Source organism: Sinorhizobium chiapasense (assembly GCF_036488675.1).
Taxonomy (GTDB): domain Bacteria; phylum Pseudomonadota; class Alphaproteobacteria; order Rhizobiales; family Rhizobiaceae; genus Sinorhizobium; species Sinorhizobium chiapasense.
In genome coordinates, this window is sequence record NZ_CP133148.1 from 1,033,224 (window position 1) to 1,054,599 (window position 21,376).

Annotated in this window: 20 protein-coding genes; 8 read left to right on the plus strand and 12 right to left on the minus strand. The window is 61.7% G+C overall.

Translation table 11 applies throughout. From position 1 onward, the window contains the following. Positions 1–144 precede the first annotated feature (144 nt). The gene (locus RB548_RS04945; protein WP_331373917.1) at positions 145–2,796 is read left to right on the plus strand and encodes an AMP-binding protein; all 2,652 of its coding nucleotides are present in this window, start codon (positions 145–147) and stop codon (positions 2,794–2,796) included. Here the strand turns inward: RB548_RS04945 and RB548_RS04950 are convergent. Continuing rightward, positions 2,737–3,249 carry a DinB family protein gene (locus RB548_RS04950; RefSeq protein ID WP_331373918.1) on the minus strand — a complete coding sequence of 171 codons (513 nt, stop codon included), beginning with the start codon at positions 3,247–3,249 and terminating at the stop codon, positions 2,737–2,739. The genes RB548_RS04945 and RB548_RS04950 overlap by 60 nt on opposite strands. Before the next feature lie 295 nt (positions 3,250–3,544). Here RB548_RS04950 and ndk point away from each other — a divergent pair, with 295 nt between their 5' ends. Then, positions 3,545–3,967, plus strand: a complete 423-nt coding sequence (gene ndk / locus RB548_RS04955) for a nucleoside-diphosphate kinase (RefSeq protein ID WP_331373919.1) — start codon at positions 3,545–3,547, stop codon at positions 3,965–3,967. A 170-nt stretch (positions 3,968–4,137) separates the two neighbouring features. Here the strand turns inward: ndk and RB548_RS04960 are convergent, their stop codons facing one another. Both RB548_RS04960 and RB548_RS04965 read right to left on the minus strand, forming a co-directional pair. Continuing rightward, a complete protein-coding gene (locus RB548_RS04960) occupies positions 4,138–4,641 on the minus strand; it encodes a hypothetical protein (protein ID WP_331373920.1) in 504 nt (167 codons plus the stop codon). Beyond that, positions 4,638–5,198 carry a CGNR zinc finger domain-containing protein gene (locus RB548_RS04965; protein ID WP_331373921.1) on the minus strand — a complete coding sequence of 187 codons (561 nt, stop codon included), beginning with the start codon at positions 5,196–5,198 and terminating at the stop codon, positions 4,638–4,640. The genes RB548_RS04960 and RB548_RS04965 overlap by 4 nt, the downstream gene beginning before the upstream one ends. Before the next feature lie 67 nt (positions 5,199–5,265). Here RB548_RS04965 and RB548_RS04970 point away from each other — a divergent pair, with 67 nt between their 5' ends. Further along, positions 5,266–6,162, plus strand: a complete 897-nt coding sequence (locus RB548_RS04970; RefSeq protein WP_331373922.1) for a branched-chain amino acid ABC transporter permease — start codon at positions 5,266–5,268, stop codon at positions 6,160–6,162. Positions 6,163–6,265: 103 nt separating this feature from the next. Here the strand turns inward: RB548_RS04970 and RB548_RS04975 are convergent, their stop codons facing one another. From RB548_RS04975 to RB548_RS04995, 5 genes are all read right to left on the minus strand, one after another. Further along, positions 6,266–6,736, minus strand: a complete 471-nt coding sequence (locus RB548_RS04975) for a molybdenum cofactor biosynthesis protein MoaE (RefSeq protein ID WP_331373923.1) — start codon at positions 6,734–6,736, stop codon at positions 6,266–6,268. 4 nt (positions 6,737–6,740) lie between these two features. Next, positions 6,741–7,001, minus strand: a complete 261-nt coding sequence (gene moaD, locus RB548_RS04980) for a molybdopterin converting factor subunit 1 (RefSeq protein ID WP_331373924.1) — start codon at positions 6,999–7,001, stop codon at positions 6,741–6,743. Beyond that, complete coding sequence (gene pgsA / locus RB548_RS04985) at positions 6,998–7,585, minus strand: CDP-diacylglycerol--glycerol-3-phosphate 3-phosphatidyltransferase (RefSeq protein WP_225105020.1); 588 nt, start codon at positions 7,583–7,585, stop codon at positions 6,998–7,000. Before pgsA ends, moaD begins: the two co-directional genes overlap by 4 nt. 328 nt (positions 7,586–7,913) lie before the next feature. Then, entirely contained in the window at positions 7,914–9,938 is a 2,025-nt protein-coding gene (gene uvrC / locus RB548_RS04990; RefSeq protein ID WP_331373925.1) for an excinuclease ABC subunit UvrC, read from the minus strand. After that, positions 9,935–10,699 carry an SDR family oxidoreductase gene (locus RB548_RS04995; RefSeq protein WP_331373926.1) on the minus strand — a complete coding sequence of 255 codons (765 nt, stop codon included), beginning with the start codon at positions 10,697–10,699 and terminating at the stop codon, positions 9,935–9,937. The genes uvrC and RB548_RS04995 overlap by 4 nt, the downstream gene beginning before the upstream one ends. A gap of 360 nt (positions 10,700–11,059) precedes the next feature. Here RB548_RS04995 and RB548_RS05000 point away from each other — a divergent pair, with 360 nt between their 5' ends. Beyond that, on the plus strand, positions 11,060–11,698 hold the full coding sequence (locus RB548_RS05000; protein WP_331373927.1) for an outer membrane protein: 639 nt from the start codon (positions 11,060–11,062) through the stop codon (positions 11,696–11,698). Between the two features lie 61 nt (positions 11,699–11,759). On the opposite strand, the gene RB548_RS05005 is transcribed toward RB548_RS05000, so the two are convergent. From RB548_RS05005 to RB548_RS05020, 4 genes are read right to left on the minus strand one after another with little or no spacing between them, the layout of a single operon-like run. Then, complete coding sequence (locus RB548_RS05005; protein ID WP_331373928.1) at positions 11,760–12,350, minus strand: glutathione S-transferase; 591 nt, start codon at positions 12,348–12,350, stop codon at positions 11,760–11,762. Positions 12,351–12,367: 17 nt separating this feature from the next. Continuing rightward, entirely contained in the window at positions 12,368–13,081 is a 714-nt protein-coding gene (locus tag RB548_RS05010) for a ribonuclease T2 family protein (RefSeq protein ID WP_331373929.1), read from the minus strand. Next, complete coding sequence (locus tag RB548_RS05015) at positions 13,078–13,509, minus strand: hypothetical protein (RefSeq protein ID WP_331373930.1); 432 nt, start codon at positions 13,507–13,509, stop codon at positions 13,078–13,080. Before RB548_RS05015 ends, RB548_RS05010 begins: the two co-directional genes overlap by 4 nt. Before the next feature lie 51 nt (positions 13,510–13,560). Next, positions 13,561–14,430 (minus strand): 23S rRNA (adenine(2030)-N(6))-methyltransferase RlmJ, encoded by an 870-nt coding sequence (locus RB548_RS05020; protein WP_331373931.1) that lies wholly within the window; start codon positions 14,428–14,430, stop codon positions 13,561–13,563. A gap of 69 nt (positions 14,431–14,499) precedes the next feature. On the opposite strand from RB548_RS05020, the gene RB548_RS05025 reads away from it, so the two are divergent. From RB548_RS05025 to RB548_RS05040, 4 genes are all read left to right on the plus strand, one after another. Next, a complete protein-coding gene (locus RB548_RS05025) occupies positions 14,500–16,632 on the plus strand; it encodes a molybdopterin-containing oxidoreductase family protein (RefSeq protein ID WP_331373932.1) in 2,133 nt (710 codons plus the stop codon). Positions 16,633–16,696: 64 nt separating this feature from the next. Then, on the plus strand, positions 16,697–17,293 hold the full coding sequence (locus RB548_RS05030) for an NUDIX domain-containing protein (protein WP_331373933.1): 597 nt from the start codon (positions 16,697–16,699) through the stop codon (positions 17,291–17,293). A gap of 95 nt (positions 17,294–17,388) precedes the next feature. Then, on the plus strand, positions 17,389–20,001 hold the full coding sequence (gene mprF / locus RB548_RS05035; RefSeq protein WP_331373934.1) for a bifunctional lysylphosphatidylglycerol flippase/synthetase MprF: 2,613 nt from the start codon (positions 17,389–17,391) through the stop codon (positions 19,999–20,001). Then, complete coding sequence (locus RB548_RS05040; protein WP_331373935.1) at positions 19,998–21,371, plus strand: virulence factor family protein; 1,374 nt, start codon at positions 19,998–20,000, stop codon at positions 21,369–21,371. The genes mprF and RB548_RS05040 overlap by 4 nt, the downstream gene beginning before the upstream one ends. Positions 21,372–21,376 lie beyond the last annotated feature (5 nt).

A 21,376-nucleotide genomic window follows, 5' to 3' on the forward strand; every position in this document is an offset into this window, starting at 1 on the left:
TGAATCATGATCGGTCGCCGCAAGGCAATCGGTGCTGCTGTTTGCCGCACCGATTGTCACGGACGTTGTCGCTTTTGCCGTCGCTTTATACTTGACTGCTAAAGTCAGCAAATATATGCCGCCTTGCTGAAATAGGAGGCGGTCTTGAGCGCAGGCGATTTGTCGAAATTCCCCTTGTTCGCTGCGAACCTGGCTGCCTGGGAAGATCGGCCGGCGTTGCTGCTGCCTGGAACGCGGACCATAAGCTATCGCGATCTGGCCGAGCGCGTCGATCGTCAGGCATCGCATTGGCGCGGCGAGCGCGGGCTGGTCATGCTGGAGGCTGATCTCTCGGAGCACGCCATCGTCGCCTACCTCGCGGCGCTCAAAGCCGGACATGCGATTGCCATCCAGGGCCCCGGCACTCCGGATCGAAAATTTCTGGAGCCCGACTTTTGCTATCGCCGTTGTGATGGCCGATGGCGGACGGAACGTCTAGCTGGAAGCAAGTTGCAGCTTCATCCGGATCTTGCGGTCCTGCTCTCGACATCCGGCAGCACTGGGCACGGCAAATGCGTGAGGCTGTCTGCCGCGAACATTCAATCGAATGCACGTTCGATCGCCGATTATCTCGGCCTGACGGCTTCGGATCGAAGCTGCCTTATCCTGCCGTTCCATTATTCTTACGGCCTTTCCGTGCTGAACGCCCACTTGTCAGTCGGCGCAAGCCTATACGTTCCGGGCCTCTCCATCCTCGACGACGGTTTCCTCGATGGACTCGCCGAAAGCGGCAGCACCAATCTTTCAGGCGTCCCCTATTCTTATGAGCTTCTGGAAAAGGTTGGTTTCCGGGAGTGGGAATTTCCTGCCCTGCGGTTCATGACCGTCGCCGGAGGACGTTTGGCGTCCGAGAGGGTCCGTCTCTACAACGAACACCTCACCGCGCGCGGCGCTTCCTTTTTCGTCATGTACGGCCAGACGGAGGCGACCGCCCGCATGGCCTATGTTCCCCCCGACCGCCTCAGAGGCAGGGAAGACCGGATCGGCATTGCCATACCGGGCGGGAGCCTGAGCATCGAGAATGACGAGCACCAACTGGTTACTGGCACGGATACGCCCGGCGAGCTCGTCTATCGGGGCGCGAACGTGATGATGGGCTACGCTTCTTCGCGTGCCGATCTGGCGCGCGGAAGCGAGCTTGCCGAACTGCGCACCGGCGATCTGGCGACGAGGGACGCCGATGGGTTCTTCCGGATAGTTGGACGGACGAAGCGGATATCGAAGATCGCCGGTCTGCGGATTGCGCACGATAGTCTGGAGGTGATGCTCGAGCGCCGGGGCGTCACGGCCGCCGTCGTCGGTGACGATAGCTGCATACATGCCTTCTATGTCGGCGCGGACGATCGCGGCGATATCCGTGGCATGCTGGCTGCCGCGAGTGGGTTGACGCTTTTGCAGGTGAAGGCTTCGCGCGTCGATGCGCTGCCGCGGCTCGCGTCCGGCAAGATCGATTACGAGGCTCTCCGCAAGGCGAGGAGAAAGGACATCGGCTCCGTCGCGGACGGGGACGGTATCGAGGCGCTTTTCAATCAGATCTTCTGCCCGAAAAAGGTTCGATCCGACGATAGCTTCCTGTCGCTTGGCGGCGACTCGCTGCGTTTCGTCCAGCTTTCGATCGGCCTGGAAAAGCTTCTTGGCGATGTGCCCGAGGCTTGGGAAAGAATGTCGGTTGCCGAGCTCGCGGTGATGGGACGACGCGAAACCAAAAGCAGGCGGATCGGCACCGACCTGCTCATCCGGGCATTGGCGATCCTTGTCGTCGTCCTGCACCACGAGACCCTATGGCCCATTCCCGGCGGATCGGCGGCGATGGTCATCCTCGCGGGTTTCGGCCTTGCGCGGTTCCAGCGTGGCGTCTTGATGTCGGGCGCGGTGCTGCGGCTGTTGCGGCCGCTTACGCAGATTCTCGTTCCATATTATCTGATTGTCGCGGCCTACATCCTTGTCTGGGGAGAGGTGCCCTGGGCGTCAGTGTTCCTCGTCGGCAACTTCGGTTTTGCCGATCCCGAACGCCACAGCATGGTGCCTTACCTTTACTGGTTCATCGAGGCATATAGCCAGATGCTTGTTGTGTTCGTGGCATTGTTCGCGGTGCCATCGGTCCGGCGTGCGGCTGCCTTGAGACCTTTCGCGCTCGGAATGGCGTTGCTCGCGGCAGCTCTTCTTGCGCGCCTCGCATTGCCGCTGGTCGTCGAGATGGGCAACCGCCAGATTTTCACGTTGCCGTGGATTTTTTATCTGGCTGTTATCGGCTGGTGCGCTGCGGTCGCCGAAGCCCCGCTTGAGCGCGGCATGCTGATGCTGGCCGGAACAGCCACCTTCCTCTTCTTCGGGCTCTATGAAGGCGTGTGGATCGGGACGAAGATCAAGTATCTGTTGCAAATCGCGGTCCTGGCCGCCCTGCTGTTCGTGCCGCAAGTCAGGATGCCGCAATGGAGCGCGAGACTGATCCTGCCCATCTCGGCCGCCGGTTTTCATATCTATATTCTGCATCGTTTCGCGCCGGAACTCCTGCTGCTGCCGGTGCAGCCACTGGTGTCGCCGACCGTCTTTTCGCTGTGCTCCGTTGTCGGCGGGATAGCGCTGGGAATGGCGGCTTGGTCTGGCCAACGCCGCCTCATGAAGCTGTGGACGCAGATCATGGACGGCGGCGGCAGTTTGGGCGATTGGCAGAATAGGTTCGCCGCGCAGCTTCCTTCAGGCCGCCCACTTCTCGCCATCGGCCCGCAGGAAGAAAACCAGGTCCAGCGTCAATGACGGGCGCCCGAGCGCCGTCAGGGTCGCGTGCGCCTGGCCGCGGTGATGCGTCTGGTGGTTGAAGAAATGAGCGAGCGTTGGTCCGAGCCGCTGCGTGATTTCGCCCGGCACGCTGAGCGGTGAATAGGTGACCGTCGCCGCCAGGCGGGTCTCGTCGAGGCCATCCACCCAGGCGATGATGCGCTCATCTTCCGCCACGCGCGCCGCCGTCAAGCTGGCGAGGTCGTCGTGGAGGATCGCGTCGAGCGTCGAAGGAGCTTCGCCCTCCTTCGTGAACCGCTTCATCCAGATCCGATCCGCCGCCAACAGATGGTTGAGCGTCCCATGGAGCGAGCCGAAGAACGCGCCTTTGTTCTGGCGGAACTCCGTATCCGAAAGCCCAGCCGCCGCGGCGTAGAGCCGCCGGTTGGCCCAACGGTTGTAGTCGGCGAACATGCGATAATGGTCGAGCATTGGTATTTCCCTGTGTGGTGGGGCGAGCCTAGCGCAAATCCGCATTCCTGGGTCAAATGTCACTCATGAAATCTGCTGATTTGATCGCCGCGGCGGGCAGCCGCCTGCATGCTGCACACGACGCCGTTACGGTGCTCCCGAACGCCGCCTCGACTTTCGCTGCGCGTTCAGGCGTTCCGTGACAGCACCATGAAACTCGCGCCGGCCGGGCCGAAACATGGCCGCGCCCCCTTGTTTTGCACGGAATTGGCGGCTAATGAACCGCCACTTCTCAAGAAACAAGGGAATTGAGCCAATGGCGATTGAACGTACCTTTTCGATGATCAAGCCGGACGCGACGAAGCGCAACCTGACCGGCGCCATCACCAAGATGCTGGAAGATGCCGGCCTGCGGGTCGTCGCTTCGAAGCGCGTCTGGATGAGCCGCCGCGAAGCTGAAGGCTTCTACGCTGTGCACAAGGAGCGCCCGTTCTTCGGCGAACTGGTCGAGTTCATGTCCTCCGGCCCGACCGTCGTTCAGGTCCTCGAAGGCGAGAACGCCATTGCCAAGAACCGCGAAGTCATGGGCGCCACCAATCCGGCAAACGCCGCCGAAGGCACCATCCGCAAGGTCCATGCCCTGTCGATCGGCGAAAACTCGGTCCATGGTTCGGATGCTCCGGAAACGGCCGTTGAAGAAATCGCCTACTGGTTCTCCGGCACCGAAATCGTCGGCTGATTCAATTTCTTCGTTTCGGCCGCCAATGGCTTGAAATGATTCCTACAGCGCCGTGCGTCTTTTCAGACGCACGAACATGCAGTGAACCGGGGTGGCGACACCCCGGTTTTTTAGTGCAATATCGTGCAAACATGTGCAGCGGTTTTGGGACAACGACGTGTATGACGCCGCTACGTCGGGCAGGCCGCTGTCTCGAAGCGTTCTGGCGCCCTGCCGCCCACGAAGACCTCCGGGTTCTTGTCGTAGGCCGGTCCTTCGACAAGGGGCTTTGCCGGCAGGACATCCTGATCGACGTCGGAAGTCACCGTCGTCTCCAGTTTCTGCAGCATTGCGCCGTCCGGCCCCTTGACCTCGATCGTCACCGCGTAGGGCCTCTCCTTCTTGACGCAGCTTATCTCCGGGCTTTCCAGCGTCACCTTATCGAGCTTCGGGAAGAGCTTGCGCGTCAGCGTCAGCGGTTCGCCGCCGGCCGGGTTCTCGAAGCTGGCGACGACGACGCTGCCATCCGGCACCGGCTCTGTCTTATTGAGCGTGATCATGTAGGCGGCATAGGCGAGCCGGTAGTTGAAGACGAACATCTTGCCGGTCAGCTTCAGCGGGTCCGGCCCGGTTTCGCGCTGGCAACCGACAAGAACCGCCGCGGCTAGCAGAGCGGATATGATGATGGATTTCATGGCTGAACTCCCTGCCTGTTGCGGCGATAATGGCGTCTTGCTTTCGTGCGGTTGCCGCAAACCGCCATGTCGCACCAGGTGCGGCTTCTGTTGCGGCTGCGGTCGAGGAACAGCCAGCAGCAATTGGGGCATATTTTCAGGCGGTCCGGCTCGGGGTTGGCAATAAGGCTGAGTGCCGAATGCGCGGTCGCGACGTCGAGTGATGTGCCTTTGATGTTGCCCGCCGGCTGACGCAAGATGGCGGCAATCGTCTCGAGCAGGTCTGCCAGCAGATCGAGCCGGTCTTCGGCCTCGACTTGCGCCCGAAAATGGCGGTCCGCTGCCTCGCGCAATCCAATGAGTGATTTCCGCTTCTCGGGCGGCGCCGGAACAAGCATGCCGAAACGCTCTCTCTCGGCGCTGTAGAGACTTGCGGCCTCGGCAAAGGAGTCCATGGCCGCGGGATCCTCGAAGCGATCGACCCGACGCGCGGGATCGAAGCGCAGAACCACGGAATTGGCAACATCCAGCGCCAGCGCGCCGCCCGAGAATCTGTGTGCGGTCCAAGTGAAACTCATGCGGAAATCCTAACTGGTCAATCAGATTTTACCAGTTATATTGCTTCTGTCACCACACGGATGTGCCATGGCCTATTTTCTTCAACAGATCGCCAACGCTGTGCCCGTAGCAGCCCTCTACGCGGCGCTGGCCTTCGGTTACGCGATTGCCTTTGCTGTCACCCGGCGGGCAGACCTCACCTATGGCGCGCTCTTTGCGTTCGCCGGTCAAATGTTCGTGCTTTTCGCAGATTTCGGCTGGACCCGGCTGTGGCTGGTCCTGCCGGCGGCGCTTGGTGTCGGGGCGGCGGCGGCACTGACATTCGGACTTGGCGCCGGTCTCGTCGCAGGGCGCTACGTCATGCGGCCGCTGGCCTTTTCCTCGGCCAATGCCGTCGTCGTCGCTTCGCTCGGCAGTCTGCTGGTGCTCATGGAAACGGCACGGCTCGCGGCGGACACGCGAAGCCTGTGGCTGCCGCCCTTCCTAAATCAGGTCATCGTGTTCTGGCCGAGCCCGGACTTTCCGGTGGCACTGACTGCCGTCCAACTCATCAATACCACGCTGATGGCAGCACTGGTCGCTGGCGGCCATTGGCTGCTCACCCATTCCTATGCAGGGCGGTACTGGCGCGCCGTGTCGGAAGATCGCGACGCGGCGGCTCTATGCGGCATCGACCCTGCAACGGTCTATATCGTTGCCTATGGCGCGGCATCGCTGATCGCCGCGTTCTGCGGGATCCTTGCGGCGTCCTACTATGGCAACATGGACTTCGGCACCGGCTTGACTTTCGGCGTCAAGGTCCTGTTCATTGCCGCAATCGGGGGGCAGACAGCGCCGCTGTACGCCGCTCTCGGCGCGGCCGGGGTCGGCCTGCTCGAGACGCTTTGGAGCGCTTACGGCCCGATCCTGTGGCGGGATTTTGCGATTTTCGGCTTTCTGGTGATCGTGCTCGTGGTGACGCGCCGGGAAAAGGTCATTCCCTGATTAGAGCGCCGTGCGTTCAAGTGAACGCACAAAGGACGCTCTAGCACTTTGATTCTAGAGCATCTTATCCGCTTTCAGTGATTCCACTTGAAAGCGGGATGCTCTAGTCGTTTTGCGACCAGCGATCCCGGGCCGTGTCGTCGGCGTCCTTGGCGCTGACCCAGCCGCCGGCGCTGCCATCGGCACGATGCTCCTTCTTCCAGAAGGGAGCCGAGGTTTTCAAGAAGTCCATGATGAAACCGGCGCCGTCGAAAGCCGCCTGCCGGTGTGAGGATGCCGTCACCACAAGTACAATGTTTTCGCCCGGCATGATCTTGCCGAAGCGATGAATGGCGATCGCCGCTTCCAGGCGGAAGCGTTTGACCGCCTCACGGCAGATGCGCTCGATTTCGGCCTCAGCCATACCGGGATAATGCTCCAGTTCGAGCGCGCTGAGTGCGCCCGCCTCGTCGCGGCAAAGCCCGGAGAACGTCACGACCGCACCGATGTCCGCACGGCCGCGAGAAAGCGCGGAGACTTCGGCGGCGAGGTCGAAGTCTTCGCGCTGGACGCGCACGGTGACGGCGTCGTTCATCGCCTCAGCCGCCCGTCATCGGCGGGAAGAGGGCGATCTCGCGTGCGCCGGCGATCGCTTCGCCGTGATCGACATGCTCCTGGTTGATCGCGGCGCGAATGACGTTCTGGTGTTCGAGCGCCGCCTCATATTGCTCGCCGAGTGTTTTTAGATGCGCAAGCAGATCGGCGACGGTCACGACATTCGCCGGAAGCTCCAGCGTTTCCTCACTCTTGCCGATACGTTCGCGCACCCAGGAAAAATAGACGAGGTTGATGGTGCTCATTCATTGACCACATGTTTCAAACCGGCGCGGAAATAATCATAGCCCGTATAGAGCGTGATTGCAGCCGCGATCCACAAAAGCACGATACCGGCTTCGGTGATATAGGGAACGATCTTGTCGCCGGCCGGCCCAGCCAGCAGGAAGGCGATCGCCACCATCTGGATGGTCGTTTTCCACTTAGCGATGCGTGTCACCGGCACGCTGACCTTGAGCGCGGCAAGGTATTCGCGCAGGCCGGACACGAGAATCTCGCGGCAGAGAATGATGATAGCGGCCCAGATCGACCAACCAGCGATCGTGCCGTCGGCGGCAACGAGAAGCAGGATCGAAGCAACAAGCAGTTTGTCGGCGATCGGATCCAGCATCCGGCCGATGTTCGACGTCTGCTTCCAGATACGTGCAAGATAGCCGTCGAAGAAGTCTGTGATCGAAGCCGTGATGAACAGGACGAGCGCGGTCCAGCGTGCGAAATCCGAGCTGTGGAGGCGGCCCTCGATGAAGAAGCAGAAAACGATCAGCGGCACGATCAGGATACGGAAATATGTCAGCAGATTCGGGACGCTATAGGCGATGGGCGTTGGCATGGACTCGGTTTCTCTGGACACGACAATCCCTCATTTCCCGCGATCTGGGGTTATCGGCGCGATCGATTCTAACAGTCGGATCCGGGATGCGGGCGGAAGGCGCCGGACGCCTTTCCTCATCCCTACCGGGTTTCAGGTGTACAGAATGACTTTGCGACCATAAGGTCAACAGGTCATTATGTACCGGCTGTCATATTTGGCGGATTTCATCTGAACGCAGGCTGAATTGCCCCGCCCTGCATGATTGGATCGAACCTTGATCTAAGGAGCGACGCAGCAGTTCATATTTTGCCGCAGCCAACTTCGGGCGCGCGGCGCCGTCGAACAATTATTTGCTGCCGTCCTCGTGAAAATGCTCGTAGACAAGACGGGCAACCGCCTCCGAGATGCCGCTGACCGCCATCAGGTCGTTGATGCCGGCACGGGAAACAGCCTTGGCCGTGCCGAAGTGCGTAAGCAGCGCGCGCTTGCGCGTCGGCCCAATGCCGGTGATCTCGTCGAGCGGGTTCTTGACCATCTCCCGCTTTCGGCGGGCACGGTGCGAGCCGACGGCGAAGCGATGCGCCTCGTCGCGCAGCCTCTGGATGAAATAGAGCACCGGATCGCGCGGCGGCAACGTGAAGCTCTCGTGGCCCTCGGCGAAAAAGCGCTCGCGGCCGGCGTCACGATCGACGCCCTTGGCGACGCCGATTGCAGTGACGCAGTCCTCGACGTCGAGTTCCTTCAGTATTGCACGGACGGCGGTCATCTGGCCCTGGCCGCCATCAATCAGGATGACGTCCGGCCAGGCCGGGAACGCGCTGTCGTCGCCCGGTTCAGCGCTGCGCTCGGGTTTGCCTTCCTCCTTCAGGAGGCGCGAAAAGCGCCGCGTCATGACCTCACGCATCATGCCGAAGTCGTCGCCCGGCGTGATATCGGTCGATTTGATGTTGAACTTGCGATACTGGCCTTTGACGAAGCCTTCGGGGCCGGCGACGACCATGCCTCCGACGGCATTTGTTCCCATGATATGTGAGTTGTCGTAGATCTCGATGCGGCGCGGCACCTGTTCCAGTTGGAAGGTCTTGGCAAAGCCTTCGAGCAGGCGCGATTGCGATGCCGTCTCGGCGAGCTTGCGGCCATGGGCCTCGCGCGCGTTTGCGAGCGCGTGATCGACAAGATCCTTCTTCTCACCGCGCTGCGGCACCAGGATCGATACCTTGTAGCCGGATTTCTCGCTGAGCGCCTGGCCGAGCAGTTCCTGTTCCTCGACCGCCTCGCAGAGCAGGATCTGCCGCGGACAGGGCTTGTCGTCGTAGAACTGGGCGAGAAAGGCGCTGAGCACCTCCGACGAAGCAAGCGATGGATCGGCCTTCGGGAAATAGGCGCGGTTGCCCCAGTTCTGTCCGGTCCGGAAGAAGAAGACCTGGATGCAGGAAATCCCGCCTTCGTGGTGGATCGCGAAGACATCCGCCTCCTCGACGCCTGCCGGATTGATGCCCTGGTAGCTCTGCACGTGGCTCAGCGCCGCGAGGCGATCACGGTAGAGCGCGGCGCGCTCGAAATCGAGGTTCTCCGAGGCTTCGCTCATGGCGGCAGCGATCGTCGCTTTCACTGCCTGACTTTTACCGGAGAGAAAATCCTTTGCCTCGCGAACGAGCTCGGCATAGTCGGCATCGCTGATTTCGCCGGTGCAAGGCGCCGAGCAGCGCTTGATCTGGTAGAGCAGGCAGGGGCGGGTGCGCGTCTCGAAGACGCTGTCCGTGCAGGTCCTGAGAAGAAACGCCCGCTGCAGCGAGTTGATCGTTCGTCCGACGGCGCCGGCAGAGGCGAAGGGGCCGAAGTAATCGCCTTTGCGGCTGCGTGCCCCGCGATGCTTGAAGAGCGCCGGCGCCCTGCTGTCACCGGTGACGACGATGTAGGGGAAGGATTTGTCGTCGCGCAGCAGCACGTTGAAGCGCGGACGCAGCCGCTTGATGAGGTTGGCCTCGAGCAGCAGTGCCTCGATCTCGGTCCGTGTCGTCACGAACTCCATGTTCGCCGTCTCGCGGACCATGCGCGCGATGCGGTTCGAGTGGACGCGCCCCTGCGCGTAATTGCTTACTCGTTTCTTGAGGCTGCGCGCCTTGCCGACATAGAGCACGTCGCCGGAGTCGTTGAACATGCGGTAGACGCCCGGACCGTTCGGCAAAAGCTTGACGAAGGCCTGAATGAGTTCCGCGCCCTTCAGGCCCTGCGTTTCGGCACGGTTTTCCGCCCAATCGATCGCCGGCGCCGGCCGCTCGCCTTCCGTCACGTCGAGCAGATCGTCATCGTCATCGGTTTCGCTGCCGTCGTAAAGGATGCCGCCGTCCGTGGGCGTTCGCCCGTTCATTCCACTATCTCCCGAATATCCGGCGTCTCCCAGGCTAGATGCTGGCCGCCGTCAAGCGCGATCATCTGTCCGGTAACCGACGGCGTGTCGAAAAGGAAGCGGATCGCGCGTCCAAACTCGTCGAGCGTCGGACCGCGCTTGAGGATCAGTGCGTCGACCTGCGCCTGGAAGTCGCTCTGGTTCTGCCGTTCGTTCGGCAGTGTCGGCCCCGGTCCGATGCCGTTGACGCGAACATGCGGAGCAAGTGCCTGCGCCATCGTCTGGGTTGCCGTCCAGAGCGCGGACTTGGACAGCATATAGGAATAAAATCGCGGATTTGGAGACCAGACGCGTTGGTCTATGACATTGACGATAAGACCGGAAACGTCGTCCGGACGCTGCCGGGCAAAGTCGCGCGCAAGCAGGGACGGAGCCTTGACGTGCAGCGCGAAATGACGCTCCCAAACATCCTCGTCGAACGCGTCCAGGCTGTCCTTCCTGAAAATCGAGGCGTTGTTGACGAGCAGGTCGAGCGGGCCAAGCAAACCCGTCGCCTCCGCGATGACCCGGGATGCGGCAGCGGAATCGGTGAGGTCGGCCTTCAGGGTGACGGCCTTGGCACCGTCCGCGGTGAGGCTCTTGGCCAGCGCTTCTGCTTCGGCGAGCGAGCCGTTCGCGTGGATGGCGACGGCGAAGCCGTGGGCTGCCAGATTTTCAACTATTGCCTTGCCTATGCGCCGGGCGCCGCCGGTTACGAGCGCCGCCTTGAGTGTTCTCGTCAACTTTTTCCCGTCCCTCGAATCCTGTTCTGGCTGGACGAAGATATAGGCAAGAAACGCCAACCTGAAACTATCCCGAAGGATTCATTTCAGAAAAATTAATGCAAAGCGGATAAATTGTATTATTCCAAAGTGTTATAGTATAGATTTCATTAATCTAGAAATATGGTTAATAAATACCCTGTGTCTCGAAGGCAACATCCAATTTCAGCCGCGTTCGTGCCCCCAAAATTTCACATTTTAGCTCTTGAGATTCCGCATTTTCTGATCAACTTCCGCTCGACCGGGCGGGTTAATCACAGAATGTCCGGTGTTCCGCAAAGATACAATTGCATCGGAGCATCGGTTGAAAAGGAGAATAGTATGCGTACGCTGACCACCACCCTCATGGCTTCGGCCATGGCTTTCGTTGCCTTCCAGGCCGCCCACGCCGCAGACGTCGTTGAGGAAGTTCCGGCCGCCCCGGCTGCCGAGTATACCGAACCGGCGACCAAGGACTGGTCGGGCGCCTATGTTGGCGGCACGGCCGACTGGCACCACGGCGAGGCTGACGCCACGGGTGGAAACCCCTCCGTTGGTTTCGGCGGCGGTCTTTACGGCGGTTACAACGTGCAGAGCGGCCAGATCGTTTACGGCGGTGAAGCCGATATCGGCTATGCCGGCAACGATTCGCACTCCAGCGGCCGTCGCGTCGAGCAGGGCGTCAATGGCTCGATCCGTGGTCGCGTCGGTGTCGATGTGAGCCCGGTTCTCCTCTATGGAACGGCCGGTCTCGCTGTCGGCAGCGCCAAGCTCTCGACCCCGAGCGGTTCCGACAAGAACACGATGGTTGGCTGGACGGCCGGTGCCGGTGCGGAAACCCTCGTTACCGACAACATCACCGCACGCGTCGAATATCGCTACACCGACTACGCCTCCAAAGACTTCAATGTTGGCAACAGCACCGTCACGTCCGGCTACGACGAGCACAGCGTCCGCGTCGGCATGGGCGTCAAGTTCTGATCGGCTGACACCGCTTCAGCGAAAAGGCCGGGGCGACCCGGCCTTTTTGTGCCTGAATTTTTTATGCCTTGAATTTCGAATAATCGGGAAAGTGCTTTTCGAACTTCGCGGGCCAGTTCTTGAGTTTCGGTCGTCCTCGCTGCCACTCGCCCGCAAAGCGCAATTCGATATAGCGCAACAGGGCCGCCAGCGCGAAATGTCCTGCATTGAGCTTGCCCCCGGTCTTCGGGAGGTTGGCGTTCAAGTAATCCAGCCCGCGCTCGACCTTCTCCCATTGGCGGTCGATCCAGGGTTGATGCACCTTTTCCGGCGGGTGAAAACGCTTCTCGTAGACGATCGCCAGCAGGCTGTCGCAAACGCCGTCGCAGAGCGCTTCGAAGATTTCCACTTCGGTGCGCTTGGCTGCGTTTTTCGGATAAAGCTTGCCCTTCGTTTCACGGTCGAGGAAATGCATGATCGCGCGGCTGTCGTAGATCGCCTTGCCGTCCGCAGTAATCAAGGTCGGAATCTTGCCCAGCGGATTGTTGCCGATCAGTTCCGGCGGGTTGGCGTTCGTGTCCGTCAACACGCTTTCTGCGGCGATCCCGATATGGTGCGCGGCCATGCGGACCTTGTTCGAATAGGGGGAGGCAGGCGAATAGAGTATCTTCATTCGACGTCTTTCCGTTGTCATGGGGCAGGGGGCAGGGAAACTGCATCCCTTCTGCAGGCTTGGCGATCCACTTCGGGGCACGCCCTGAATTTCAGTGTCTTGTCGAAGCAGATTCTGATTTCTTCAAGAAGTCTGGCTTCGCAGGTAACAGCGATCGTCTCCGGCGTCACGCCGGGATTTTTCGCGATGAGCGCAGCTTCGATCTTCGATACCGGGAGATCCCGCGATCCCTCCGGCGACGCCAGTTCCGGCGGGATCGTGAGCCGTTCGCGCGCGGCGCGTGCAACGGCGAAATAGTCCGCCTGGCTTAAGCCCGAGCAGGTGCCGTGCTTGCGCCACTGGTGACCGATCAGTCCCATCGAGGGAATGAGGTCGAGATACTGCCGGCCAAGCGATTCCGGCACGCGATCCGATTGCCGCGTCGGGCAATATTCCGGATAGCCCTTTTCATTTTGCGGCCAGAGCCCGTGCACGATGAGGCCGCGGCGGCTGCCGGCCTCGCATTGATCGGATTTTCCGGACGGATCGTTGCTGCCACACCAGGTGGGGGACCAGGACAGGGAGAGGACGTAAAAGTCGAAGCCTTTGCCGACCGGCACTGGAGCTGCCGCCACGGTCTTCAGCCCGCCGGTTCCGGAGTTCGGGGCGGTTTTGTCAGCACCTTCATCGCTGCAGGCGGCGATCGTCAGAACGCCGACGACCGCCGGCAGCAGCCTTTTCACTGCGGTCAACGAAGCGAAGCGCAATGGGCGCCGTAGACGTACCAGGGATCGAGGCCGCCGATGCAGAACTCGATGCTCCTGCCGACGCCGGCAAAGCCCCAGGGCCGCTCGATCAGATACCAGAGCGGGCGCCGTACGCCGTCGGTCATCACCGCCGTCGCATAGCAATATTCGCGCTCGACGAGATGCGTATAGTCACGCGGCTCGAACCGGTTTTGGCCCATGTCGCGAATCTCGGCTATGGCGAGGTTGGCATGGAGGTAGTTAGCGGCCTTGTAGTCGAAGCGTCGGGTAACGAAACCCAGAACGGAGGCGTTGCTGCAGACGCCAGCATCATAGGCTGCATGGGGAGCGGGTTCCCCGATATAGTCGGCGGCGGCAGCACCGGTGGTGAGGGAAAGCGAGAGCAGAAGCGATGCGGCAAGCGTACGAGTCATGGCCATCTCCCTGAATCCTTTCAGGAGATTGCCGCCTTCGCCCTCGATCCGTCAAGGCCCCGGGTTGAGAGGCGCTTCACCCCGCAGCCAGAAGCAGCGGGCCGACGCGAAGCGATCATGAGCCAGATGCGTTTTCAGGAACGGCAGCAGCGCATCGAGTTCACCCTTCAGCGTGAAGGGCGGGTTGACGATGACCAGCCCCGATCCGGCAAGCCCGGTCGTGTCGCGATCACTGCGCACCGACAGCTCCACGCACAGCATTTTCGGAATCTCCAGCGCCTTCAGCGCCGCGTGGAAATCCTTTATCGGCGCGCCTTTCTTCAGCGGATACCAGAGGCAGAAGATGCCGCCGGCGAACCTGCGGTATCCCTTCGCAAGTCCATCGACTAGCCGCTCGTATTCGCCCTCGATCTCGAACGGAGGATCGACAAGAATGAGGCCGCGCTTTTCCTTCGGCGGCAGATGGGCGCCGAGCGCCAGCCAGCCGTCGAGATGCGTGATGCGGCTCTGGAAATCGCCGTCAAACAGGCGGTGCAGGGTCTCGTAGTCGTCCGGATGCAATTCCATCGCCGAAAGCCGGTCCTGGGGCCGGAAAAGCATGCGGACGAGTTTCGGTGAGCCGGGATAATGGGTGAGGCCGCCATCGGGATTGAGGTCGCGAACGGCCGCGAGATAGGGTTCGAGGATCGCCGCGATAGGAGCAGGAAGCTCGGCGTCGAGCAATCGGCCGATGCCATCGCGCCATTCGCCGGTCTTCTGCGCTTCTTCGCTCGAAAGGTCGTAAAGCCCGATGCCCGCATGCGTGTCGAGCACCCGAAAGGCTCTCTCCTTCTGCTTGAGATATGTGACGAGCCGCGCCAGCACCGCATGTTTCAGGACATCGGCGAAATTGCCTGCGTGATAGATGTGCCGGTAGTTCATGAGCGTTGCCGATGGCTCTGATCAATTGTTTCGATGGATTGGCGAATGGGGCTTTGAGCCCTTTGGCGGATGCCATATAGAAAAGCCATGAACGTTGCGACCCCCATCAAAGCAGAAAAATCGATCGGCTATTCCGTCTGTCCGCACGACTGTCCGTCAGCCTGCGCGCTTGACGTCGATCTCACGGCCGAAGGCCAGATCGGACGCCTGCGCGGCGCGGCCGGAAACAGCTACACCGCTGGCGTCATCTGCGCCAAGGTCGCGCGCTATGCCGAGCGCATCTACCACCCCGGCCGGCTGATGGTGCCGCAGCGCCGCACCGGCGCCAAGGGCGACGGAGGCTGGCAGCAGATTTCCTGGGAGGCGGCGCTCGACGAGATTGCCGACCAGTTCGTCAAAGCCGAGCAGAAGCACGGCTCGGAAGCGGTCTGGCCCTATTTCTACGCCGGCACGATGGGACAGGTCCAGCGCGACTCCATCGAGCGACTGCGCCACGCCAAGCGCTATTCCGGCTTCTTCGGCTCGATCTGTACGAACATGGCCTGGACCGGCTTCACGATGGCGACCGGAGCCTTGCGCGGTCCCGACCCGCGCGAGATGGCCAAGGCCGACTGCGTCGTGATCTGGGGCACCAATGCGGTCGCGACGCAGGTCAACGTGATGACCCACGCGGTCAAGGCGCGCAAGGATCGCGGCGCCAAGATCGTCGTCATCGACGTCTACGAGAATCCGACCGTCAAACAGGCCGATATGGGGCTCGTCCTGAAACCGGGCACAGATGCCGCGCTTGCCTGCGCGGTCATGCACATCGCCTTCCGCGACGGCTATGCCGATCGCGCCTATATGGCAAAATTCGCCGACGATCCCGCGGGCCTCGAAGCGCATCTCGAGACGCGCGGCCCGGACTGGGCCTCCGCCATCACCGGCCTTTCGGTGGAGGAGATCGAAGCCTTCGCCAAGCTCGTCGGGACCACGCCCAAAACCTATTTCCGCCTGGGCTACGGCTTCACCCGCCAGCGCAACGGCTCCGTCGCCATCCATGCGGCTGCTTCGGTCGCCACTGTGCTCGGCTCCTGGAAGCACGAAGGCGGCGGCGCGTTCCACTCGAACAACGACATCTTCAAGCTGGACAAGCGTGAACTCCTCGGTTCCGCATTCCAGGATCCCGATGTGCGCATGCTCGATCAATCGCAGATCGGCCGCGTGCTGACCGGTGATGCCGAGGCGCTGCGTCATCGCGGTCCCGTGACGACGCTCCTCATCCAGAACACCAACCCCGTCAACGTCGCGCCCGAGCAGCGACTGGTGAAGCAGGGCTTCCTGCGCGACGACCTCTTCGTTGCAGTGCACGAGCAGTTCATGACCGACACCGCCCGGCTCGCGGACATCGTCCTGCCGGCCACCATGTTCCTGGAGCATGACGATCTTTATCGCGGTGGCGGTCACCAGCATATTCTCATCGGTCCGAAGATCGTCGAACCGCCGGCGACGGTGCGCACCAATCTCTTTGTCATCGAGGAGTTGGCGAAGCGCCTCGGCGTCTCCGACCGCCCGGGCTTCGGGCTTACCGAACGGCAGCATATCGACCGGCTTCTGGCCAATTACGGCATCGGTTACGAGCGGATGAAGCAGGAAAAATGGCTCGATTGCCAGCCGGCTTTCGAGGAGGCGCATTTCCTCAACGGCTTCGGGCATCCAGACGGCAAGTTCCGCTTCAAGGCCGATTGGGCCGGCACATCCGCGCCCAACCGCCCGCCGAAATCGATGGGCCTGCAAGGCCCGCACGGGAGGTTGCCGGAGTTTCCGGACCATGTCGATCTGATCGAAGTGGCCGACGAGCGCCATCCATACCGGCTGGCGACGTCTCCGGCGCGCTCGTTCCTGAATTCGACCTTTGCCGAGACGCCGTCCTCCATTCAGAAAGAGGGACGACCGGAGGTCATGATCCACGCCGAAGATGCAGCTGCGCTCGGGGTTGCCGAGGGCGAAATCGTTATGCTCGGCAACGACCGCGGCGAGGTCCGGTTGCACGCGAAGATCGGCGGAGGCGCGCGCCGTGGCGTCGTCATCGCCGAAGGGCTTTGGCCGAACGGCGCCCATCTCGACGGCGAGGGGATCAACGTCCTGACCGGCGCCGATGCCGTCGCGCCCTATGGCGGTGCGGCTTTCCATGATAACCGGGTTTGGGTGCGTCGCGCCTGATTGGTCGGCGATCGCGCCTTGTCGGGTTTCTCAGCCAGGTTCCCTTTTTCAACAAGGATCTCTCATGACGGAACATGCCGACCCGCGCGTCCGGATCATCGACCGAAAAACCCTCTGGAAAGGCTTCATCAGCATCGAAGAGGTCACGCTTGAACAGGAAATGTCCAACGGTCAAACAGCTCGGCTGGTTCGTGAGATTCACGACCATGGTCGCGCCGCAACAATCCTGCTCTTCGATCCGGAGCGGCAGTCAGTGGTCCTCGTCCGCCAGCTTCGCATTCCCGTCTTCCTGCAGGGCGAGCCGGGATATCTGATCGAAGCGCCGGCCGGCCTTCTCGACGGTGAAGAGCCGGCGGTGGCGATTTGTCGCGAAGCGATGGAGGAGACCGGGTACAGCATTGAAAGCGCCATACATCTCTTCGACGCCTATATGACTCCGGGTTCGGTGACTGAACGAACGAGCTTCTTCTTCGGCCGCATCGATACCTCGAAGAAAGTGGCTGCAGGCGGCGGGCTCGCCCATGAGGGCGAAGACATCGAAGTGCTTGAAATTCCCTTCGGGGAAGCGGTGGCGATGATCGGTACCGGCGAAATCTGCGACGCCAAGACCATCATGCTGCTACAATGGGCAATGCTCAACCGCGCCTCTATTTCATCATAGGCCTTTGATTAATCTACATTACCGATATTTCACTTTCTGATTGCGTTCGCGTGGGCTAAAGCGCTTCTTGTCTTCAACAATGACATGGGCGAGCTATGACGTTCCCCTCCGCCTCAGAGCCTGAAGTCAATGAAGAGCAAAGGAACGAAGCGGGGTGGCGGCCGTTTCTGAGGCGCAATCAGCGCTATTTTTCCGCCGTCGGTACGCTTCTCATCATCGCGCTCTTCGGAGCGGCCATCTTTCATCTGACCGCCGAGGTGCACTATGACGAGGTCGTCTCGGCATTGGCGGACACCAGTTGGAAATCGGTCGTAGCCGCAGTCCTGTTCACAGGCCTGAGTTTCCTCGCGCTGACTTTCTACGATGTCGCCGCCCTCGACTACATCAAGCGCAAGCTGCCTTACGCCGACGTAGCGCTTACGGCCGCCTGTGCCTATGCCGTCGGCAACACCGCCGGCTTCGGGCCCTTGAGCGGCGGGGCGATCCGCTACCGGTCCTACTCCCGGCTCGGCCTGCAGCCGGAAGAGATAGCCCGTGTCATCGCCTTCGTGACGCTTGCCTTCGGGCTCGGCCTTGCCACTGTCACTAGCCTCAGCTTGCTGACCGTCGGCGAATACGTCGCTCCGCTGACGGGGCTCGAACCGTTCTGGCTGCGGATCATCGCCATGGTCGTGCTCGGCGGCCTGTTGATCACCTTCATCCTGGCCGGAGAGGGCCGCGAAGTCAGCATCGGACGTCTCGCCCTGCGTCTGCCCGACTCGAGAACCGCCTCCCGACAGTTCCTGGTGACAGCGCTCGATCTTGCCGCATCCGCAAGCGTTCTCTACGTTCTGTTGCCATCGGGAACGATTGGCTGGCCCGCCTTCCTGGCGGTCTATTCGTTCGCGGTCGGCGTCGGCGTGCTCAGCCATGTGCCGGCGGGGCTCGGCGTCTTCGAAGCGGTGATGATCGCAACACTCGGCCGCGCGGTCGACGTCGATACGATCCTCGGTGCGCTGGTTCTCTACCGCCTTGTCTACCACGTGCTGCCGCTGCTGATGGCGATTGTGGTGATTGTCGGCGTGGAGGTTCGTCAGTTCGCCGGTCACCCCGCTGCATCGAACGTCCGCCGCATAGGCGGCCGGATCGCTCCATCGCTCCTCGCCACGCTGGCACTCGTGCTCGCCATCATGCTGGTGCTTTCGAGCGTGACGCCGACGCCGGACGAGAATCTGGCGTTTCTTGAAAGCTATGTTCCGCTACCACTTGTCGAAGGCGCGCATTTCCTCGCGAGCCTGCTCGGCCTGGCGCTGGTCATCGTCGCACGGGGACTGGCGCTGCGCCTCGACGGTGCCTGGTGGGCCTCGATCGTGATCGCGGCGGCTGCATTGTTGCTGTCGTTGCTGAAGGCGGTGGCGTTGGCGGAAGCGGGCATGCTCGCATTCTTCGTCGTCGGACTGCTTGCGAGCCGCCGGCTTTTCGTTCGCCCTGCATCACTGTTCGGTCAGGCCCTGACCCCGCCGTGGCTGACCGCGATCGGGGTCATCTGCCTGGGGGCGTTCGTCGTCCTGCTCTTTGTCTATCGCGATATCGAATATAGCCATGAACTCTGGTGGCAGTTCGAGTTTTCGGCCGAAGCGCCGCGCGGACTTCGCGCCTTGCTGGGCGTCACGATCGGGGCGAGCGCCATCGCCATCTGGAGCCTGATGCGTCCGGCCACGACGACGGTGGAGCCGGCATCGGAAGAGGCGTTGGACCGGGCGATCGCCATTGTCGATGCCCAGGACATGTCGGATTCCAACCTCGTGCGGATGGGCGACAAAAGCGTCATGTTCTCCCCCGACGGCAGCGCCTTCATCATGTATGGTCGGCGGGCGCGTTCCTGGATCGCTCTCTTCGATCCCGTCGGTCCCCTGGAAGCTTGGCCGGATCTCATCTGGCAGTTCATGGAGACCGCCAGAGCCAAAGGCTGCAGGGCCGTCTTCTACCAGGTTTCGCCGCTGGGGCTCGCGTACTATGCGGATGCCGGTTTGCGGGCGTTCCGTCTCGGCGAACTCGCCGAGGTCGATCTTACGCGGTTCGAGTTGAAGGGTGGAAAATGGGCAAACCTGCGCCAGCAGGTCAGCCGCGGCCAGCGCGACGGACTGGAATTCTCCATAGTTGAGCCCGAAAGCGTGCCGGCAATCCTGCCGGAGCTTGCGGCAGTTTCGGATGCCTGGCTCGCGCATCACAGCGCACGCGAGAAGGGTTTCTCCCTCGGAGCCTTCGATCCCCAATACCTGGCAGAGCAGCCGGTCGCTGTCCTTAAATGCGCCGGACGCATCGTTGCTTTCGCCAATATCCTCACGACTGCGACCAAGGCAGAGGGTTCGATCGACCTGATGCGCTTCTCGCCCGACGCGCCCAAAGGTTCGATGGACTTCCTGTTCGTTCAGCTGATGGAATACCTCAAGGCGCAAGGCTACCGGCGCTTCAATCTCGGCATGGCGCCGCTCTCCGGCATGTCTTCCAGGCAGATGGCGCCCGTATGGGATCGCGCCGGCCGGGCATTTTTCGAGCACGGCGAACGCTTCTACAACTTCAAGGGCCTGCGCGCCTTCAAATCCAAGTTCCACCCGCATTGGCAACCGCGCTACCTTGTGGCGAGCGGCGGGCTCAATCCGATCCTGGCTTTGATGGACGCGACGTTCCTCATCGGCCGCGGCCTCAAGGGAGTGATAAAAAAATGACCGGCATGCGAAAGATCTGGAAGCTCGCCCTTTCCGCGGCCCTGGTTGCGGCAACCTCGTTGCATGCGTGGGCCGGCGACACACCGCAGTTCGATACCGGCATGATCCCGTCGCCGCATGTCCTTTTCCCCAAGGGAGAGGCTTCCGCGGTTGTCGTGCTCCTTTCGGATGCCGCCGGGTGGACGGCGAAGGAAGACGGGGTCGCGCGTGCGCTTGCAGAGGACAAGGCACTCGTCATCGGCGTCGACCTCAAGGCCTATCTCGCTTCGCTTGCGAAGGATGACGGCGACTGCATTTACACGGTCTCGGATATCGAATCGCTGAGCCAGCAGGTCCAGCGCGCCGACAAGAGTAGCGCCTATCGACCGCCGATCGTCGCGGGCGTCGGCGCCGGCGGGGCGATGGCGCTGGCGATCGCCGCGCAGTCCCCGGCTGCGACCATCGGTCAGACGGTTGCGGTCGATCCCGAAGAGGGCATCTCATTGACGAAGCAGCTCTGTACGCCAGCTGAGAAGGTTCGAAAGGGCGACCGCATGGTCTACGGCTTGACCGACGGGTTGTTGCCCGATCCCGTGACCGTCATGTTTTCGCCCGCTGCCTCCGCTGCGGGGAAAGATCACGTGACTGCACTTGTCGCCAAACATCCGGAGATCGAAACGCGCGATATCGGGGATGATGCCCATACGGCGCTTTCGGATGCGCTTTCAGGGTCGATCGCCGAGGGCGGCGAAGCCGAAAACCCTTTCGGACTTCCGCTGACGATCCTCGATGCGAAGCCCACGCGCGACACGATGGCCGTGATCTATTCGGGCGACGGCGGCTGGCGCGACATCGACAAAGAGGTCGGCAATATCCTGCAGCGAGAGGGCGTTCCGGTCGTCGGGGTGGATTCGCTGCGCTATTTCTGGTCCGAACGCCAGCCGCAAGCGACCGCCGACGATCTTGCGCGGATCATCACCTATTATCGAAAGCGGTGGAATGTCCGAAACGTCCTGCTGATCGGCTATTCCTTCGGTGCCGACATCCTGCCGCGCACATACAACCTGCTCCCGTCAGCGGATAGTCAGCGCGTGCGCCAGCTCACGCTCATGGCACTCTCGCATCATGCTGACTACAAGATCTCGGTTCTTGGCTGGCTGGGTGCGGAGGGCGAGGGGGGTGACCCGATCAACGATCTCAAGGCGATCGATCCCGCGCTCGTCCAGTGCATCTACGGTACCGACGAAGACGACGACGCCTGCCCGGGTCTGAAATCTTCGGGCGTGGATGTGGTCGCCATCGAGGGTGGCCACCATTTCGACGAGAACTACCCCGCCTTGACAGGCCGTGTGCTCGACGCGCTCGACCGCCGCCTTGCGGCGGCGAGGTGATGCGC

What these genes read in the sequence shown, in the direction of transcription:
- RB548_RS04950 (WP_331373918.1), bottom strand. Translation starts at nt 3,249, where the DNA reads ATGCTCGACCATTATCGCATGTTCGCCGACTACAACCGTTGGGCCAAC.
- ndk (WP_331373919.1), top strand. Translation starts at nt 3,545, where the DNA reads ATGGCGATTGAACGTACCTTTTCGATGATCAAGCCGGACGCGACGAAG.
- RB548_RS04960 (WP_331373920.1), bottom strand. Translation starts at nt 4,641, where the DNA reads ATGAAATCCATCATCATATCCGCTCTGCTAGCCGCGGCGGTTCTTGTC.
- RB548_RS04965 (WP_331373921.1), bottom strand. Translation starts at nt 5,198, where the DNA reads ATGAGTTTCACTTGGACCGCACACAGATTCTCGGGCGGCGCGCTGGCG.
- RB548_RS04970 (WP_331373922.1), top strand. Translation starts at nt 5,266, where the DNA reads ATGGCCTATTTTCTTCAACAGATCGCCAACGCTGTGCCCGTAGCAGCC.
- RB548_RS04975 (WP_331373923.1), bottom strand. Translation starts at nt 6,736, where the DNA reads ATGAACGACGCCGTCACCGTGCGCGTCCAGCGCGAAGACTTCGACCTC.
- moaD (WP_331373924.1), bottom strand. Translation starts at nt 7,001, where the DNA reads ATGAGCACCATCAACCTCGTCTATTTTTCCTGGGTGCGCGAACGTATC.
- pgsA (WP_225105020.1), bottom strand. Translation starts at nt 7,585, where the DNA reads ATGCCAACGCCCATCGCCTATAGCGTCCCGAATCTGCTGACATATTTC.
- uvrC (WP_331373925.1), bottom strand. Translation starts at nt 9,938, where the DNA reads ATGAACGGGCGAACGCCCACGGACGGCGGCATCCTTTACGACGGCAGC.
- RB548_RS05000 (WP_331373927.1), top strand. Translation starts at nt 11,060, where the DNA reads ATGCGTACGCTGACCACCACCCTCATGGCTTCGGCCATGGCTTTCGTT.
- RB548_RS05005 (WP_331373928.1), bottom strand. Translation starts at nt 12,350, where the DNA reads ATGAAGATACTCTATTCGCCTGCCTCCCCCTATTCGAACAAGGTCCGC.
- RB548_RS05015 (WP_331373930.1), bottom strand. Translation starts at nt 13,509, where the DNA reads ATGACTCGTACGCTTGCCGCATCGCTTCTGCTCTCGCTTTCCCTCACC.
- RB548_RS05020 (WP_331373931.1), bottom strand. Translation starts at nt 14,430, where the DNA reads ATGAACTACCGGCACATCTATCACGCAGGCAATTTCGCCGATGTCCTG.
- RB548_RS05025 (WP_331373932.1), top strand. Translation starts at nt 14,500, where the DNA reads ATGCCATATAGAAAAGCCATGAACGTTGCGACCCCCATCAAAGCAGAA.
- RB548_RS05030 (WP_331373933.1), top strand. Translation starts at nt 16,697, where the DNA reads ATGACGGAACATGCCGACCCGCGCGTCCGGATCATCGACCGAAAAACC.
- mprF (WP_331373934.1), top strand. Translation starts at nt 17,389, where the DNA reads ATGACGTTCCCCTCCGCCTCAGAGCCTGAAGTCAATGAAGAGCAAAGG.
- RB548_RS05040 (WP_331373935.1), top strand. Translation starts at nt 19,998, where the DNA reads ATGACCGGCATGCGAAAGATCTGGAAGCTCGCCCTTTCCGCGGCCCTG.